Source organism: Microbacterium sp. 20-116 (genome assembly GCF_041079415.1).
Lineage (GTDB): Bacteria > Actinomycetota > Actinomycetes > Actinomycetales > Microbacteriaceae > Microbacterium.
Genome location: NZ_JBFYGP010000001.1, coordinates 422417 through 438968 on the forward strand (window position 1 = coordinate 422417; position 16552 = coordinate 438968).

Below are 16552 nucleotides of genomic sequence, written 5' to 3' on the forward strand. Positions count from 1 at the left end.
GGGAGGCCGCGGGGACCAACTCCCAGGCTATCGGACCCGCCGTCACCACCCGGGCGGCACCCGGGCACCGAGAGCGGCGAGCGGCGCTCGCGCCTTGATCCCCACCTCGGCGACCTCGGAGGCCGCGACCGAGCGCCACGTGATGCCTCCCCCGGCGCCGACCCAGGCGGCATCCCGCTCCACGACGACGCTGCGGATGACCATCGCGAGGTCCGCCGCCCCGTCGTCGCCGATCCACCCGAAGGCGCCCGAGTAGACGCCGCGCTCGGCCCCTTCGAGGCGGCGCAGGATCTGCATCGCGGAACGCTTGGGTGCACCGGTCATGCTGCCGGCGGGGAACGCCGCGGCCAGCACCTCTTCGATCGTCGTGCCGGGCAGGAGCCGGCCCGACACCTCGCTCACCAATTGGTGCACGGTCGGGTACGTCTCGACCTCGAGCAATCGGTCGACACCGACCGTCGACGGTTCGCAGACGCGCGAGAGATCGTTGCGCATCAGGTCGACGATCATGACGTTCTCGGCCTGCTCCTTGGCATCGGCCCGCAGCTCGTCGGCGAGGGCGCGATCGCGAGCGGGATCCGTGGATCGGGGACGCGTGCCCTTGATGGGGTGGGTGTGCACGCGGCCACCGCGCACCTCGAGGAAGCGCTCGGGAGAAGCGCTCACCAGCGTCATGTCGCCGATGCGGATGAAACCCGCATGGTGCGAGGCAGAGACCTGCCGCAGCCGCCGGAACACGTCGACTGCGTCGACTTCGCCGGGAACCGTGAAACGCGTGGTGAGACACAACTGGTAGGCATCGCCCTCGCGGATCCGATCGCGGCACGCTTCGATGAGCTCGACGTACCGCTCGGGACTCACACGGGCGGATGCCGTGCCCCGGTCCGCCGCGGCATCCACCGCCGCAGCCGCCGGCGTGGCGGCGACCCGGGCGGCGAGGTCGGCATCGCCGAAGACGTGCACGCGTCGCCGGGCGTGGTCGAAAGCAAGGAAGGTGTCGACGCGCAGCCAGGCGTCCCGGCCCTCGTACGAGCGCCAGCCGACCCAGCCGCCGCGGAACGCACCGGCGTCGTCGACCGCGTCGCCGGGCCCCGCGGCACGGCGGTGCAGACCCACGGGAGCTTCGTCGAGACGTCCCGTGCCCATCCAACTCCAGCCCGTCGAGGCCGCTGCGCCCGCGTCGAGCCAGAACGCGTCGCCCGCGGCGGCGAAGACGTGCAGGAACACCGCCTCGGGGTCGATCCACCGCGTCAGGGTGAGCGGCGGAACGGATGGAGGCACGCTCCCAGGCTAGAGCGAGGCGGCTGGCCTAGGCTGACGGAGGTGAACGAGATTCTCACGTCGCTGCTCGACCTGGTCCGCGACGTCGATCCGGTGCTGCGCACGGTGGTTGCGGGCGTGGCCATGGTCCTCGAGACCAGCGTGCTCGTGGGGCTCATCGTTCCGGGTGACACCATGGTGATCGTCGCGGGAACCGCGGTCGCCTCCCCGATCGAAGGGGTCGTGCTGGCCGCGGCGATCGTGGTCGGGGCCCTGATCGGCGAGAGCCTCGGATTCTGGCTCGGCCGGTACTTCGGGCCACGCATCCGTGCCTCGCGTGTCGGGCAGAAGCTCGGCGAACGCAACTGGGAGCGCGCGGACCGGTACCTGCGCCGTCGCGGCGGACCCGCCATCTTCCTGTCGCGGTTCCTCCCCGTGCTGCACTCGCTGGTGCCGCTGACGGTGGGCATGAGCGGCTACAGCTACCGTCGTTTCCTCGCGTGGACGACGCCCGCGTGCATCGTGTGGGCCGGTCTGTACGTCACGGTCGCGGCATCGGCCGCGGGCACCTACCGCGAGCTCTCCGACCGCATCCATTACGCGGGCTACGTCTTCGTCGGCATCCTCGTCGTCTTCCTCGTGCTGGTCTTCATCGGCAAGAAGGTCATCGAGCGTGTGGAGCGCCGACACCTCGCCGACGAGGCCACCCCCCTCGAACCGGTGGACGGTGACGTGAAAGACTGAGGGCGATGCCTCGTTCCCCTCGCGCCAAAGTGCTCTGGTTCGCCCGACTCGAGCGCCGTTTCCACCGCTGGCGCGAACGTCGAGCGCGCGCGCGCGGCCTGCGCCCCGCCGTCACCGGCTTTCCGGGGTACGGCACCGAGGAGTGGGTCCGCGTCCTCGGCCGGGTGCTCATCGCCCCGCCGATCAAGCGCACCTCGACGGGGGAATTCGCCAGCCTCCGCGGGTGGCGGAGCTTCGCGGCCGTACCCGTCGGCTTCGGCCAGGTCGACATCGTCATCGACGGCGTCACGCACCGCGTCGTCGCGGACCGCGGCGGGGTGATCGATGCGAAGCTGCCCGCGACCCTCTCCCCCGGCTGGCAGAGCATCACGATGTCGGTGGAGGGAAGCGAGCCCGCCGAGACGCGCGTGTTCATCGTGGGGTCGGACGTGCGGTTCGGCGTAGTCAGCGACATCGACGACACCGTCATGGTCACGCTGCTGCCGCGACCGCTGCTCGCCGCGTGGAACTCCTTCGTCGTCGACGAGCACGCACGCCAGCCCGTGCCCGGCATGGCCGTCATGCTCGAACGGCTCACCCGCGAGCACCCGGGCACTCCGGTGATCTACCTCTCGACCGGCGCCTGGAACGTCGCACCGACGCTGACGCGTTTCATGCGACGCCACCTCTTCCCCTCGGGGTCCTTCCTCCTCACCGACTGGGGCCCCACCCACGATCGGTGGTTCCGCAGCGGCCGAGAGCACAAGGAGCAGAACCTCCGCCGACTCGCCGCGGAGTTCCCGCGGGTGAAGTGGCTGCTGGTGGGCGACGACGGCCAGCACGACGACGCCATCTACACCGGGTTCGCCATCGAGCACCCGCAGAACGTCGCCGCGGTCGCGATCCGCAAACTCCTCCCCGCCGAAGCCGTTCTCGCCGGTGGCCGCACGGTGGTCGACGACCATTCGGCTGCCGAGGTGCCGTGGGTGACCGAGTCCGACGGTGCGGGTCTTCTCGACCGCCTCCGCAGCACGGGCGTCATCTCGAACGACGCCTGATTCCGGATGCCGCGGCGCCCGGCGCCGGGCTTACCCCGCTGGCGTGCGCGCCGTCGACGGCATCCGGTGTCGACGTATCCGTTCTCGTGCGGCGGACGTGGTGCACCGTCGAGGTCGTACGCGGCCGCTCCCGGCGTGATTCGATGTCGGAGGGGACGCGTACGGTGGGAACATGTGCGGTCGATTCGTCGTAGCCAACGTGGCCTCAGAGCTCGTGGGGGTGCTGCGCGTCGACGTCCAGGCCGACGAGTTGCCGCAGCCCTCGTACAACATCGCGCCCACCTCCCAGATCGGCATCGTGCTCGACTCGATCAAGAGCGAGCCCCCGGTGCGTCGCCTCGAGGTCGCGCGGTGGGGCCTCGTTCCCGGCTGGGCGAAAGACGTCAAGGTCGGCGCGCGGGCATTCAACGCCCGTAGCGAAGACGTCGAGGACAAGCCGATGTTCCGCGATGCGCTCATCAAACGGCGCGCCGTGATCCCGGCATCCGGGTACTACGAATGGAAGACCACCGAAGAGGGCAAGACCCCCCACTACATCCACCCCGCCGACGGGTCGCCGCTGTTCTTCGCGGGCCTCTACGAGTGGTGGAAGAATCCCGCCCTCGCCGCCGACGACCCGGCGAGATGGGTACTGAGCTGCACGATCCTCACGCGCGACGCGATCGGGCGACTGGGGTCCATCCACGACCGCATGCCGCTGTTCATGGATCCCGACTTCGCCGATGCCTGGCTCGACCCGACGACCGAGAACGTCGGAGACGTCCTCGATGCCGCTATCGACGCAGCACCCGACATGGTCGAGACTCTCGACGATCACGTGGTGTCGTCCGCGGTCGGAAACGTGCGCAATGACTCCCCCGAACTCATCGAGCCGGTCGCGTGACCCTGCTCGCGACCCGGGAGGTCCTGACGCGCGAACGGTGGACGGCGGACGCCGAGGCACACGCGCTCCGCGCCGACGCGCTCACCGCCGATCACCGCGCTCGTGCAAGCCGGGCACAGAAGCATCCGGTCGAGGACTTCCTCTTCACGTACTACTCCTACAAACCTGCCATCCTGCGGCGATGGCACCCGGGTCCGGGCGTCCTGCTCGAACAGGCCGACGAACGGGCCGGCTGGCGCTGGTACCGGGCGGAGGGCGACGGCGTCGAGGTGGACGCAGCGCGCTTCCGCGCCGAGAGAGGTTCGATGTACCGCGGTGTCGTCAACCTGCTGCGGGCGACCCGCGACCGGCCGGCGCAGTTCGGGTGCTTCGGGCTGCACGAGTGGGCGATGGCGTATCGCGCTGACGAGGTGCGGCACGCCGTACCGCTGCGTCTCGGACGTGACGGCACCGACGCGGTGGTCGAGGCTCACGACCTCAAGTGCACGCACTTCGACGCCTTCCGTTTCTTCACTCCCGAGGCCGTACCGCTCAACCGCACGCCGCTCCGTCGCGACGACCAGGTCGCGCGCGAGCAGCCGGGGTGTCTGCACGCGGGCATGGACGTCTACAAGTGGGCGGTGAAGCTCGGGCCGCTGGTCCCCGGTGCCCTGTTGCTCGATGCCTTCGAGCTCGCGCGCGATATCCGCACGCTCGACATGCAGGCCTCCCCCTACGACCTCACCGGTTGGGGCTATGTTCCGGTGGCCATCGAGACGCCCGAGGGAAAGGCGGAGTACGTCGCCCGGCAGCGTGGGTTGAGCGAGCGCGGTCAGGCACTCAGACGCGCCGTCATCACGGCCGTGACGGGCCCCGACGACACGCCCGGCTGCACCGATTTCTTGCCGTCGCAATCTGTGTTGTAAGCTCATGGAGTTGCCTCAAACGGGGCGGAAAACAAAAAACGGGCCTGTGGCGCAGCTGGTAGCGCACCTGCATGGCATGCAGGGGGTCAGGGGTTCGAGTCCCCTCAGGTCCACCTAGAAAGAAGGCCTCCGCTTCGGCGGAGGCCTTCTTCGTTTCCGTCGGGCTCACCCGCCTCGCGTTCACCGCGCGGCACCCCTCTCGGGTGTCAGCGGTGAGCATCCGGTTTCCGTCATTCGCCCGGGTCCGCTCGCGTGTAGCGCTGCCAGCGCCCGATGGCGCTCGCATCTCGTACCCGGCCTCCGCGAACCTCGCAGACACCTCGCCGATCGGCCTCCGCCGCGCCCGGGCGTCGACCTGGCGAGCGGCACGGCGAGCGGCAGGAGGAAACCGCCTCAGTTAACGCAAGGCACCGACCCCGCGCGCATCGGCTGCTGCGAGTCGGTGTACACAGACGACGTCGGACTGGGCGATGCCGCCGGCGCGGACGCCGAGGGAGCGTCGCTCGGTGGGGTTTCGGCATCCGTCCCGGCGTCCGGGGTCGCAGCCGGGGCGGGGTGCAGCAAGGTGCTGACCTGGGCCGCGATGGCTTTCTGGTCGACGATGTTCACGCTCTCGCCGTCGATCGTGCCGAAACGCTCGACCGGCAGAGTCTGGAACGTGACGTCTCCCCCGGCGAGGCGCTGGGCGGTCGAGGCGAGGCTGAGCAGATCGAAGCCCTTGTCGACGGCGACGAATTGCTTCGCGGTGTCGAGAAGATCTTGCAGGCGTCCGAAGTCGGTGAACGTCTGAGCATCGCGGAGTTTGAGTGCGAGCGACACCATGAACGCCTGCTGGCGGCGCGTGCGGTCGAGGTCGGTGAGGAAGACGTTGCGGTATTCCGTGTCGCGACGCTGACGCACGAAGGCCATCGCCTGTGAGGCGTCGATCTGCTGCGCCCCCGCCGCGAAGTTCGCACCGGAGTACGTATCGGCGGTCGCGTGGTTGAGGCACACCGAGATCGGCTGCACGGCCTGGGCGACCCGGTAGAACGCTGCCATCGTCACTTCGACGAAATGGTCGATCGGCACACCGCCCAGGAACTGCGATACCGTCTGCATCTCCTCGGTACGGGCGGAGTCGCGGGCCTGCTGGTAAGCCTCGTCGTCCGACACACCCGCCGCGCGGAGCTCGTCGTTCTTGGCGGCGAAAGCCCGCCCGTAGGCCTCCTTGATCTTGCCCTTCTTCGTTCCCCCGGGGGCTCCCGCGTAATCGACGTAGTCGTCGCGTGGGATGGAGACGGCGACCGCTTGTCCGCCACCGGCGGGGATGTGCACGTACATCAGCACGTTCGTGTTGTACCCGCCGACCGAGGCGTCCTCCGCGTGGATCGCGTCGTAGATCTCCTTCGGGTACGGCTTCCCGTCCTCGTCCACGCGGCTGTCGAGCCCCATGATGAGAATGTTCTGCTCTCCCTCGTCCTGGGCGATGCCCGGTGCGGCGGTCGGCAGGACCGCATCGGAATGATGGATGCCATCGGCCGCCCCGACGAGATTGACGGCGACGAAGGCCACGGTGCCGACGACCGCCGTGGTGACGATGGCGGCGACGATGAGCAGGAGCCGGCGACTGTTGCGGCGGACACGGTGCGAGGTCGGTGACACCGACCCAGCATGCGCTCTGGCGTCTATGAATCCGGCGTACGAACGAGAACGCCCTCTGCCATCGGGCAGAGGGCGTCGACGTGATCGGTGTCAGTCGGCGGCGTGGGCCGGCGTGGGAAGCTCGATCGGAACGACCGGGCAGTCCTTCCAGAGGCGCTCCAGGCCGTAGTAGACGCGCTCTTCCTCGTGGAAGACGTGGACGACGAGGTCTCCGAAGTCGAGCAGGACCCAGCGGGATTCCTGTCGGCCCTCGCGACGAACGCGCTTGTGCCCGTGCTCGAGGAGCTTCTCTTCGATCTCGTCGGCGATCGCGGCGACGTTGCGCTCGTTGCGACCGGTGACGAGGAGGAAGATGTCGACGAGCGGAAGTGGCTCGGAGACGTCGAGGGCGACGATATCGTCGCCGCCCTTCGCGTCGGCGGCGAGGGCGGCGATCTGCGCCATCTCGCGACCGTTGTCGGTGGCTGTCATCGGAAGACTCCTGTCGTGAAGGCGAGGCCGAGAGTGACGGCCACCGCCAGGAAGAGAGCACCGGTCGTGATGATGAGCCCGATGAGGAGCTTGCTGCCCTTCTCGGGCGCCGGCGGACGAATGATCTCGCCGGGCTGCTTGACCGTGCTGATCGCGGCACTTGCAGCGATCGGGGTGGGTGACGAGGCGGGCGGAAGCTCGCCGTCGAGAAGCACCGCGTCGGCGTCACGGCCGTCGGTGGTGCCGGGTGCGTGTCCGACCGAGCCCAGGCCCTCGGGCAGCTCGAAGGTGCCGGTGATCATGACCTCGCCGGTCGCGGTGACGGGGCCGACCAGCGGAACGCCGGCGGGGGTCTGCGACAGAATGAGCGCGTTGGGGGTCGACACCGCACCGCTGGCGGCGGTGTTGCGCGAAAGGAGCTGGTCGAACGAGTCGGGCAGCGTGACCTCGGGCGTCGCCCCGTCGAGCAGCTCGGAACCGAGGGCGGGATTCACCACCGAGGCGCCGGGACCGGCGTCCGCGGCGGTCGGAGCGTCAGCGGCGTCTGGCGCTGCCGGACGGAAGATGGCGGGCTGGGCGGACTCGTCCTCGACCTGCGGCTCCGGCGCGGCGCTCTGGTGGGACAACGACGACTGGAGGTCGGAGCTGATCACAGGTACCGCGGCGGTCCGGATCTTCTCCTGCGCGCGCACCTGACGACGGGTCAGGCCGGTGACACCGAAGTCGCCATCGCCGAAACCTCCGTCGAAGGAGGCCGGGCGCAGGGCAGGGGCGAAGGGCTCATCGCGCGTGGCGGCGGGCGTCGGCTCTTCCGAGACGGCGGGCTGATGCTCCTGCTCCGTCTCGGTGGAGGACTCCTCGACCGCGGACGAGTCGACCGGGGGCTCCTGCGCCGCAGCAGGCTCGGGAACGCGATCGACGACCACCGACTCGGGGGCTCCGGCCGCGGCGGCCGGGGTTTCGGCATCCGGAGTCTCGCCCTCGCGCTGCGGGACGATGATGGGCGTCGCGCCGGTCTGGCGGAGCTCGCGCAGCTGACGACGGGTCAGCGCGGGAGTCTCGGGGTTCTCGGGAGTGCTCATGCTGTGCTCCGGTAGAGGTGGTGCTTCGCGATGTACTGCACGACGCCGTCGGGCACGAGGTACCACACGGGGTGGCCCCGGCGCACACGGGCGCGGCAGTCTGTGGACGAGATCGACAGGGCCGGGATCTCCAGCTGGCTCACGTTCTCGGCGGGAAGGCCCTCGGTGGTGAGGACGTGGCCGGGTCGGGAGACGGCGACGAAGTGCGCGAGATCCCACAGCTCCTGGTGATTGCGCCAGCTGAGGATCTGGGCGACCGCGTCGGCGCCGGTAATGAAGAACAACTCCGCACCGGGGCGCTGCTCCTGCAGGTCGCGCAGGGTGTCGATCGTGTACGTGGGTCCCGCGCGATCGATGTCGACGCGACTCACGGTGAACTGCGGATTGGATGCCGTGGCGATCACCGTCATGAGGTAGCGGTGCTCGCTCTCGGTGACGTCGTCCTTCTGCCACGGGCGACCCGTCGGAACGAAGACGACCTCGTCGAGGTCGAACGATTGAGCGACCTCGCTGGCAGCGACCAGGTGACCGTGATGGATGGGATCGAACGTCCCACCCATGACCCCGATGCGAGGGGCGCGCGTCACCGACATACGGTGGGCCTCAGTGGCCGTGCGCCTCGGGGGTGGGCGTCCCGTGCTTCTGGGTGTACGCCGCCGCCTTGTGCGCGTGACGGTTCGACACGTTGCGGTACGACAGCGTCACGAGGCTCAGGGCGACGAAAACCAGGAACGCCACGGCGCCATACCAGAAGGTCTGGGCCTGGACGTTGCCGCCGTGGTGGGCGCCTTCTTCTGCGGCGTGGGCCAGAAGTGCGACGAAAGTCATCAGTGCTCCGATCAGAGGTCTGCGCGAGGCGCGCGTCCCATTTTAGGCGGTCAGGCGCGTACCTGGCCGTCGCCGCGCCCGAGCCACTTGGTGCTCGTCAGCTCGGCGAGGCTCATGGGTCCGCGGGCGTGGAGTTTCTGCGTGGAGATGCCGACCTCGGCGCCGAAGCCGAACTCGCCTCCGTCGGTGAAACGCGTCGAGGCGTTCACCAGCACCACCGCAGAGTCGACCTCGGCGAGAAAGCGGTCGGCCGCCGCGGGGTTGTCGGTGATGATCGACTCGGTGTGGTGCGTCGAGTATCGGCGGATGTGCGCCAACGCCTCGTCGAGGTCGTCGACGACACGGACGGCGAGGTCGAGGGTGCCGTACTCGCGCGACCAGTCGTCGTCGGTCGCCGCGACGACGCGCGCATCGTGCGCACGCGTGTCGTCGTCGCCGTGCACGGTCACGCCGGCATCGGCCAGGGACGCCAGCAGCTCCGGTAGCAGCCGACCGGCCGCCGCACGGTGCACGAGCACCGTCTCGACGGCGTTGCAGACGCTCGGGCGCTGCGTCTTGGCGTTGAGCACGATGTCGCGGGCCCAGTCGTCGCGGGCGGTGGCGTCCAGGTAGACGTGCACGACGCCTGCACCGGTCTCGATGACGGGGACGGTGGACTCGGTGACGACGGTCTCGATGAGTCCGGCGCTGCCGCGCGGAACGAGCACGTCGACCAGGCCTCGGGCGTTCATGAGGGCCTTCGCGCCGTCGCGACCGAAATCGTCGACGCTCTGGATGGCCTCGGGGTTCACGCCCTGGCTCGCCAGCGCGTCGCGCATGATGCGCACGAGCGTCGCGTTGCTGCTCTGCGCTGCCGACCCTCCGCGCAGCACGACGGCATTGCCGGAGCGCAGCGCGAGCGAGGCGATGTCGACGGTGACGTTGGGTCGGGCCTCGTAGATGGACCCGACGACGCCGAAGGGAACGGCGACCTTCTCGAGCGAGAGGCCGTTGGGGAGGGTGCGGCTGTCGAGCACGCGACCGACCGGGTCGGGGAGATCGGCCACGTCGCGAACCGCGGCGGCCAGGGCCGACACGCGCGTGTCGTCGAGACGGAGGCGGTCCAGGAGCGCCTCGCCGATGGAATCTTCCCGCCCTCTTTCGAGGTCTTCGGCGTTGGCGGCGACGATCTCGGCGGACGACGCCTCGAGAAGGTCGGCCACCGCGTGCAGGAGCGCGCTTTTGCGAGCGGAGTCGAGGAGTCCGATCTCGCGCGCCGCGTCTTTGGCCAGACGCAGGCGCTCGTCCACGGAGGCGGCGATCACGGTCATGCGCTCAGTGTACCGGCGCGCGTCAGGGCGCCCACGGGACCGGTGGACAGGGTCACGGGGTCGGGGTTGGGGGCGAACCAGGTGCCCACCGACTCCCCCGCGAGAGCGGATGCCACAAGGTCGGCGCTCGTGACGAGGACGCCCACGCCCGCGGTCGAGGCGAGCTTGGCCGCGGAGGCCTTGGTGGCCGCTCCCCCGGTGCCCACGCCGTTGACGACGCCCGCGCCGAACTCGAAGTCCGACAGGTCGTCGCCCCAGGCGACGTCGGTGATGGGGCGTGCACCCGGCTCGCTGGGCGGGAGGGTGAAGAGCGTCTCGATGTCGCTGAGCAGGACGAGCACGTCCGCCCCGATCAGCTGCGCCACGAGAGCGGCCAGCCGATCGTTGTCGCCGAAGCGGATCTCGTGGGTGGCCACGGTGTCGTTCTCGTTGACGATGGGCAGGATTCCGAGCCCCAGCAACCGCTCCATGGCGCGGCGCGCGTTCGAGCGGTGGGTGGCGTTCTCGAGATCGCCCGCGGTGAGCAGCACCTGCCCCGCGAGCAGACCGAAGCGGTCGAGCGAGGTCTGATACCGCCACATGAGGACGTTCTGTCCGACCGCCGCGGCGGCCTGCTGGGTGGCGAGGTCGTTCGGGCGACCCTGAAGGTCGAGGAGCGGAAGAGCGGTCGCGATCGCCCCCGACGACACGAGGACGACCTCGGTACCCTCGCCGTGAGCGCGCGAGAGTGCCTCGACGATCGTGTCGATGCGGTGCGCGCCGTCTCCGCTGATCGACGACGAACCGACCTTCACCACGACGCGAGCGGCGCCGGGGATGTCGGCGCGCGTCGTCGCGGTCACCGGTCCTCGTCCTCGGGCGAGAGCGGGGACGAATCACCGTCGGGAGAGATGCCCACGGCACGCGCCGCGCGGCGTTCGGCCTCGAGCTCGGCTCGGGCGTCGGCCTTGGCATCCATGCGCTCGTGATACTCGGCGCGACGCTCGGAGGAGGTCCGACGCGAGTTCTGCACGAGACGGGGGTCGGTGCCGCGCGGGGCCGTCATGAGCTCGGCGGCCGAGGTCAGGGTGGGCTCCCAGTCGAAGACGATGCCGTCGCCCGGACCGATGACGACGGTCGCACCGGCGACCGCGCCGGCACGGAACAAGCCGTCCTCGACGCCCAGGCGCGCGAGGCGGTCGGCGAGGTAGCCCACAGCCTCCTCGTTCTGGAAATCGGTCTGCTGGACCCACTTGACCGGCTTGTCGCCGAGGATGCGGTACACGGGACCGTAGGTGCCGCCCTCGACCTTGATCGTGAAGTCCTTCTCCGCGCCGCGCGGCCGGATGACGACGCGCTCGGCGGGAGCCTGATCGATCGTGGCGAGACGGTGCTGCTCGACGATCTCGCCGAGAGCGAAGGTGAGTTCGCGGAGCCCGGCGCGACTGACGGTCGAGATCTCGAACACGCGGAAGCCGCGGGCCTCGAGGTCGGGCCGCACGAAGTCGGCGAGCTCGTGCGCCTCGGGGACGTCGACCTTGTTCAGCGCGATGATCTGGGGCCGCTCGAGCAGCGGGATCTGCCCGTCGGGAACCGGGTACGCGGCGAGCTCGGCCAGGATGATGTCGAGGTCGCTCAGCGGGTCGCGGCCCGGGTCGAGCGTGGCGCAGTCGAGCACGTGGACGAGGGCCGTGCAGCGCTCGACGTGACGCAGGAACTCCAGACCCAGACCCTTGCCCTCGCTCGCGCCCTCGATGAGGCCGGGGACGTCGGCGATCGTGAAGCGGGCGTCGCCCGCCTGCACGACGCCCAGGTTCGGGTGCAGCGTCGTGAACGGGTAGTCGGCGATCTTGGGGCGCGCGGCCGACACCGCGGCGATCAGGCTCGACTTGCCCGCCGAAGGGAAGCCGACCAATGCCACATCGGCGACGGTCTTGAGCTCGAGGACGACATCGCCCTCGTAACCGGGAGTGCCCAGAAGAGCGAAGCCGGGGGCTTTGCGTTTGGGAGAGGCGAGTGCCGCGTTGCCGAGGCCGCCGAGACCACCCGGCGCGGCGACGAAGCGCATGCCGGGGGTGAGCATGTCGACGAGGACGTTGCCGTCGAGATCCTTCACGACGGTGCCGAGCGGCACCGGGAGCTCCTGGTCCTCGCCCAGGGCGCCGGAGCGGTGGTCGCCCATGCCGAACCCGCCGTTGCCCGCGGAGCGGTGCGGCGAGTGGTGGTACGAGAGCAGGGTGGTCGTCTGCGGGTCGGCGACGAGCACGACGTCGCCGCCGCTGCCCCCGTTGCCGCCGTCGGGACCGGCCAGCGGCTTGAACTTCTCACGGCGCACCGAGACGCAGCCGTTGCCGCCCTTTCCCGCACGCAGGTGCAGGGTCACGCGGTCGACGAAGGTGACCATGGCGGGTCCTTCCGGGTGTGGCCGGCCGAGCCGACTCGAAAAAAGAAGAGGGGGTGGGCAGCGCCCACCCCCTCGTGCGCCGAAGCGCGGGAATTACTCCGCTGCTGCGGTGACGATGTTGACGACCTTGCGGCCGCCCTTCGCGCCGAACTGGACGGCGCCGGGGGCCAGGGCGAACAGCGTGTCGTCGCCGCCGCGGCCGACGTTGGCGCCGGGGTGGAAGTGCGTGCCGCGCTGGCGGACGATGATCTCGCCGGCGAGGACGACCTGGCCGCCGAAGCGCTTCACGCCGAGGCGCTGTGCGTTGGAATCACGACCGTTACGGGTGGAGCTTGCGCCCTTTTTGTGTGCCATCTCTGCGTCTCCTGGCTCTTACTTGATGCCGGTGATCTTGACGCGCGTGAGGTCCTGACGGTGTCCCTGGCGCTTCTTGTAGCCGGTCTTGTTCTTGAACTTCTGGATCACGATCTTCGGACCGCGCTCCTCGCCGAGCACCTCGGCCGTGACCGAGACCTTCGCGAGCTTGTCGGCGTCGGTCGTGACCGCGTCGCCGTCGACGAACAGGACGGCGGGCAGCTGAATGCTCTCGCCGATCTTCGCCTTCTGGCGGTCGAGCACGACGACCGTGCCGACCTGGACCTTCTCCTGGCGGCCGCCGGCGCGCACAACTGCGTAAACCACTTCACACCTGTTTTCGTTCGGGAGCGCGGAGCTCCGGTTGTCTGATGACGTCGGGAGGGTCTGAAGACCCAAGTCTCGGTGCGATCCGGCGGGCAGAACCCGCGGGGTCACGCTCTTATCAGGAGTGGACGCGACGCACCAAGGGTCAAGTTTAGCTCACCCGGCGGCATCCGGCAAAAGCATTCGACCCGCGTGTCGACCGTAGGATCGCGGGATGGCAATTCTGATCGACGACCCGCAGTGGCCCGCGCATGGACGGCTGTGGGCTCATTTGGTCAGCGACAGCGATCTCGCGGAGCTCCACGCCTTCGCCGCGGCAGCCGGAATCCCCTCCCGAGCGTTCGACCTCGATCATTACGACGTGCCCGACGAGCGGCACGCCGACCTCGTTCGCGCGGGGGCCGAGCATGTGGGCGGCAAGGAACTCGTGCGACGCCTGCGAGCCTCGGGACTGCGGATCACGGCTCGGGAACGGCGCCCTCAGCCGTGAGGGGCCATCTTCGGCCGCTGCGAGCAGAGCTCCGCGACAGAAGATGACCCCTCAAACGATCAGAAGCGAACTCAGGATTCGGACGACGGCTGCGCGTTCACCGGCGTGCCGGTCAGGGCGGCGGTGGTCACGCGGCGGCGCGAGCGCCCCTGTCCCGGAGCCTTGGGTTCGGGCAGGGCCTCCAAGACCGATTCGAGCAGGGCGTCCTTCTCGGTGCGCGGAGCCTTGGGCTCGCGCTTCTTGCGCGGCCGCTTCTCGCGAACCGGCGCGGGAGCCTCGGCAGCGGCCTCGGTCTTGGCATCGAGAACGGCCTCGACGGATGCCACGACCGCCGCCTCGACGATCGAGGGGTCGTCGATGGTGGGCTTGACGGTCGATGCCGCGATCTGCGCGAGAGCCGACTTGACGCCCTCGGTGATCACGTGGGTGCCGCCGGCCTGGGCCGCCGCTCCCCCGCCGTTTCCGTTGCCGCCGTTCTGCGCCGCATTGCCGCCGCCGGACGTGGCATTGCCGTTGGAGCCGTTGGAGCCGTTGTTGGAGCCTCGACCGCGACGGTTCGAGGAGCCGTTGCCGTTGCCGCCGCCGTTTGAGGAGCCTGCGGGGCGGTGCTTCGCGACGGGGTCGTGGTGCACGATGACTCCGCGACCGGCGCACACCTCGCACGCCTCGCTGAAGGTCTCGAGCAGGCCGAGGCCGAGCTTCTTCCTCGTCATCTGTACGAGGCCGAGAGAAGTGACTTCGGCGACCTGGTGCTTCGTGCGGTCGCGGCTGAGGCATTCGATCAGACGACGCAGCACGAGATCGCGGTTGGACTCGAGCACCATGTCGATGAAGTCGACCACGATGATGCCGCCGATGTCGCGCAGGCGCAGCTGGCGCACGATCTCTTCGGCCGCTTCGAGGTTGTTCTTGGTGACGGTCTCTTCGAGGTTGCCGCCGGAGCCGACGAACTTGCCGGTGTTGACGTCGACGACGGTCATGGCCTCGGTGCGGTCGATCACGAGCGAACCGCCGGAGGGCAGCCAGACCTTGCGGTCGAGGGCCTTCTCGATCTGCTCGGTGACCCGGAACGCGTCGAACGGATCCTGCTCGCCTTCGTACTTCTCGACCCGCTCGAGCAGGTCGGGGGCGACGCCCTGCAGGTACCAGGAGATGGTCTGCAATGCCTCGTCGCCCTGGATGAGCATGCGCGTGAAGTCCTCGTTGAAGACATCGCGGACGATCTTGACCAGAAGATCGGGCTCGGAGTGCAGCAGGGCGGGGGCCTGGATGGTCTTGACCTGGCTCGACACGTGCTCCCACTGCGACGTGAGGCGCTGCACGTCGAGGGTCAGCTGCTCCTCGGTGGCGCCCTCGGCCGCGGTGCGCACGATGACGCCGGAAGACTCGGGCAGCACCTCTTTGAGGATCTTCTTCAGGCGCGCACGCTCGGTGTCGGGAAGCTTGCGGGAGATGCCGTTCATCGTGCCGTTGGGCACGTAGACGAGATAGCGGCCGGGCAGCGAGATCTGGCTCGTCAGTCGTGCGCCCTTGTGACCCACCGGGTCCTTCGTGACCTGCACGAGCACGCGGTCGCCCGACTTGAGCGCGAGCTCGATGCGTCGGGGCTGGTTGTTGGTCTCGACGCCGTCCCAATCGACCTCGCCGGAGTAGAGCACGGCATTGCGGCCGCGTCCGATGTCGACGAAGGCGGCCTCCATGCTGGGCAGCACGTTCTGAACGCGACCGAGGTACACGTTGCCGATGAGAGAGGCGTCCTGATTGCGCGCGACGTAGTGCTCCACGAGCACGTTGTCTTCGAGGACGGCGATCTGGATACGACCGGCCTTCGAGCGCACGACCATCACGCGGTCGACGGCCTCGCGACGGGCGAGGAACTCGGCCTCGGTGACGACGGGGCGTCGGCGACCGGCTTCGCGACCGTCGCGACGACGCTGCTTCTTGGCCTCGAGACGCGTCGACCCCTTGATGCGCTGCGGCTCGGTGATGACCTCGACTGCGCGCTGGCGCACGGGAGGTGCGGCCGGGGACTCGAGGGGCTCGTCGCGGTTGTCGTTGGGTCCCCCGCGGCGGCGGTTGCGGCGGCGAGCGTTGGCCGAGACGCGCTCGGAGGGGCCCTCGTCGTCGCGGTCGTCGAAGTCGTCGCGGATGACGACGGGAGGGAGGGCGGGAGCGTAGAAGTGCAGGGCCGTCGAGACGGCCGACACGAAGTTCGCGGGGAGCAGGCCCAGAGACACGGCGGTCGGGCGGCCGGGCTTCTCGGGCACGGCGGGGGCCTCGGGCTGCTCCGAAGCGGCGGCGGGTTCCGCCGTGGCCTTCTCGGCCTGAGCGGAGTCGTCCGAGACGGCACCGGATGCCGAGCTCTCGGCGTCCGCGGGCGGTGCGTCGATCTCCGCGGCGGGGACGGGCTCGGCAGCCTGCTGCTCGGGGGCGGCGACCTGTGCGGTCTCGTCGTCATCGTCGGCCGCGGGGATGTCCTCCACGTCCAGCACCGCGGGCGCCTCGGTGTCGTCGGCGGCCGCGTCCTCGGCATCCTGGACCGCTGCCTCTTCTTCGTCGACCGCGGGCGTCGCGTCGGAGGAAGGAGCCTCGGTCTCGGGAGAGATCGCCGTCTCGTCGGCGGGATTCTGTTCGTCTGTCACATCGGCCATGTCGGGGTACTCCCTGGCGGACGACACCGCGCGTCGTCCGACGAAATCTCATGCGGCGCCGCACCCGGCGGGGCCGCGAACTCACTCGGTCTGCAGCCGGCCTGCGGCTCGTGCTGCGAAGGGCGGTCATCGCCCGAAGTCTTCTGGGTGATGTTCCTGCGGCGCGGCCGCGGTCACATCAGCCTT

At 69.6% G+C, this 16552-nt stretch carries 17 protein-coding genes and 1 tRNA gene; 6 read left to right on the plus strand and 12 right to left on the minus strand.

Going from position 1 to position 16552, the window contains the following annotated elements; all coding sequences use genetic code 11:
* Positions 1–42: 42 nt before the first annotated feature.
* The gene (gene pabB / locus AB6V29_RS02035; RefSeq protein ID WP_369356751.1) at positions 43–1281 is read right to left on the minus strand and encodes an aminodeoxychorismate synthase component I; all 1239 of its coding nucleotides are present in this window, start codon (positions 1279–1281) and stop codon (positions 43–45) included.
* A gap of 42 nt (positions 1282–1323) precedes the next feature.
* Here pabB and AB6V29_RS02040 point away from each other — a divergent pair, with 42 nt between their 5' ends.
* The 5 genes from AB6V29_RS02040 (at position 1324) to AB6V29_RS02060 (ending at position 4942) form a co-directional block, all read left to right on the plus strand.
* Positions 1324–2004, plus strand: a complete 681-nt coding sequence (locus tag AB6V29_RS02040; protein ID WP_210074858.1) for a DedA family protein — start codon at positions 1324–1326, stop codon at positions 2002–2004.
* 5 nt (positions 2005–2009) lie between these two features.
* Complete coding sequence (locus tag AB6V29_RS02045) at positions 2010–3041, plus strand: App1 family protein (protein WP_210074856.1); 1032 nt, start codon at positions 2010–2012, stop codon at positions 3039–3041.
* A 172-nt stretch (positions 3042–3213) separates the two neighbouring features.
* Complete coding sequence (locus AB6V29_RS02050; protein WP_267787180.1) at positions 3214–3924, plus strand: SOS response-associated peptidase; 711 nt, start codon at positions 3214–3216, stop codon at positions 3922–3924.
* Positions 3921–4829 (plus strand): 3-methyladenine DNA glycosylase, encoded by a 909-nt coding sequence (locus AB6V29_RS02055; RefSeq protein WP_307316978.1) that lies wholly within the window; start codon positions 3921–3923, stop codon positions 4827–4829. The genes AB6V29_RS02050 and AB6V29_RS02055 overlap by 4 nt, the downstream gene beginning before the upstream one ends.
* A 40-nt stretch (positions 4830–4869) precedes the next feature.
* Positions 4870–4942 (plus strand) — tRNA-Ala (locus AB6V29_RS02060).
* 280 nt (positions 4943–5222) lie between these two features.
* Here AB6V29_RS02060 and AB6V29_RS02065 read toward each other — a convergent pair.
* From AB6V29_RS02065 to rplU, 10 genes are all read right to left on the minus strand, one after another.
* On the minus strand, positions 5223–6470 hold the full coding sequence (locus AB6V29_RS02065; protein WP_369356753.1) for an LCP family protein: 1248 nt from the start codon (positions 6468–6470) through the stop codon (positions 5223–5225).
* A 90-nt stretch (positions 6471–6560) separates the two neighbouring features.
* Positions 6561–6941 (minus strand): ribosome silencing factor, encoded by a 381-nt coding sequence (gene rsfS / locus AB6V29_RS02070; protein WP_210074852.1) that lies wholly within the window; start codon positions 6939–6941, stop codon positions 6561–6563.
* Entirely contained in the window at positions 6938–8023 is a 1086-nt protein-coding gene (locus AB6V29_RS02075) for a hypothetical protein (RefSeq protein ID WP_369356755.1), read from the minus strand. Before AB6V29_RS02075 ends, rsfS begins: the two co-directional genes overlap by 4 nt.
* On the minus strand, positions 8020–8616 hold the full coding sequence (nadD, locus tag AB6V29_RS02080) for a nicotinate-nucleotide adenylyltransferase (protein ID WP_210074848.1): 597 nt from the start codon (positions 8614–8616) through the stop codon (positions 8020–8022). The genes AB6V29_RS02075 and nadD overlap by 4 nt, the downstream gene beginning before the upstream one ends.
* A 10-nt stretch (positions 8617–8626) precedes the next feature.
* The gene (locus tag AB6V29_RS02085; protein ID WP_210074846.1) at positions 8627–8851 is read right to left on the minus strand and encodes a hypothetical protein; all 225 of its coding nucleotides are present in this window, start codon (positions 8849–8851) and stop codon (positions 8627–8629) included.
* Positions 8852–8901: 50 nt separating this feature from the next.
* Entirely contained in the window at positions 8902–10161 is a 1260-nt protein-coding gene (locus tag AB6V29_RS02090; RefSeq protein ID WP_369356757.1) for a glutamate-5-semialdehyde dehydrogenase, read from the minus strand.
* The gene (proB, locus tag AB6V29_RS02095; protein WP_267787174.1) at positions 10158–11003 is read right to left on the minus strand and encodes a glutamate 5-kinase; all 846 of its coding nucleotides are present in this window, start codon (positions 11001–11003) and stop codon (positions 10158–10160) included. Before proB ends, AB6V29_RS02090 begins: the two co-directional genes overlap by 4 nt.
* Positions 11000–12544 carry a GTPase ObgE gene (gene obgE / locus AB6V29_RS02100; RefSeq protein WP_307316987.1) on the minus strand — a complete coding sequence of 515 codons (1545 nt, stop codon included), beginning with the start codon at positions 12542–12544 and terminating at the stop codon, positions 11000–11002. The genes proB and obgE overlap by 4 nt, the downstream gene beginning before the upstream one ends.
* Positions 12545–12637: 93 nt before the next feature.
* The gene (gene rpmA, locus AB6V29_RS02105; RefSeq protein WP_055836932.1) at positions 12638–12898 is read right to left on the minus strand and encodes a 50S ribosomal protein L27; all 261 of its coding nucleotides are present in this window, start codon (positions 12896–12898) and stop codon (positions 12638–12640) included.
* Positions 12899–12916: 18 nt separating this feature from the next.
* A complete protein-coding gene (gene rplU / locus AB6V29_RS02110) occupies positions 12917–13225 on the minus strand; it encodes a 50S ribosomal protein L21 (RefSeq protein ID WP_055836929.1) in 309 nt (102 codons plus the stop codon).
* A gap of 214 nt (positions 13226–13439) precedes the next feature.
* On the opposite strand from rplU, the gene AB6V29_RS02115 reads away from it, so the two are divergent.
* Complete coding sequence (locus tag AB6V29_RS02115) at positions 13440–13715, plus strand: DUF4031 domain-containing protein (protein ID WP_369356762.1); 276 nt, start codon at positions 13440–13442, stop codon at positions 13713–13715.
* A gap of 71 nt (positions 13716–13786) precedes the next feature.
* On the opposite strand, the gene AB6V29_RS02120 is transcribed toward AB6V29_RS02115, so the two are convergent.
* Entirely contained in the window at positions 13787–16366 is a 2580-nt protein-coding gene (locus tag AB6V29_RS02120; RefSeq protein ID WP_369356763.1) for an Rne/Rng family ribonuclease, read from the minus strand.
* Between the last annotated feature and the right edge of the window lie 186 nt (positions 16367–16552).

Coding starts and splice junctions, on each gene's coding strand:
- rsfS (WP_210074852.1), bottom strand. CDS start 6,941: ATGACAGCCACCGACAACGGTCGCGAGATGGCGCAGATCGCCGCCCTC.
- AB6V29_RS02120 (WP_369356763.1), bottom strand. CDS start 16,366: ATGGCCGATGTGACAGACGAACAGAATCCCGCCGACGAGACGGCGATC.
- nadD (WP_210074848.1), bottom strand. CDS start 8,616: ATGTCGGTGACGCGCGCCCCTCGCATCGGGGTCATGGGTGGGACGTTC.
- AB6V29_RS02075 (WP_369356755.1), bottom strand. CDS start 8,023: ATGAGCACTCCCGAGAACCCCGAGACTCCCGCGCTGACCCGTCGTCAG.
- AB6V29_RS02045 (WP_210074856.1), top strand. CDS start 2,010: ATGCCTCGTTCCCCTCGCGCCAAAGTGCTCTGGTTCGCCCGACTCGAG.
- AB6V29_RS02090 (WP_369356757.1), bottom strand. CDS start 10,161: ATGACCGTGATCGCCGCCTCCGTGGACGAGCGCCTGCGTCTGGCCAAA.
- rpmA (WP_055836932.1), bottom strand. CDS start 12,898: ATGGCACACAAAAAGGGCGCAAGCTCCACCCGTAACGGTCGTGATTCC.
- AB6V29_RS02050 (WP_267787180.1), top strand. CDS start 3,214: ATGTGCGGTCGATTCGTCGTAGCCAACGTGGCCTCAGAGCTCGTGGGG.
- obgE (WP_307316987.1), bottom strand. CDS start 12,544: ATGGTCACCTTCGTCGACCGCGTGACCCTGCACCTGCGTGCGGGAAAG.
- AB6V29_RS02085 (WP_210074846.1), bottom strand. CDS start 8,851: ATGACTTTCGTCGCACTTCTGGCCCACGCCGCAGAAGAAGGCGCCCAC.
- AB6V29_RS02115 (WP_369356762.1), top strand. CDS start 13,440: ATGGCAATTCTGATCGACGACCCGCAGTGGCCCGCGCATGGACGGCTG.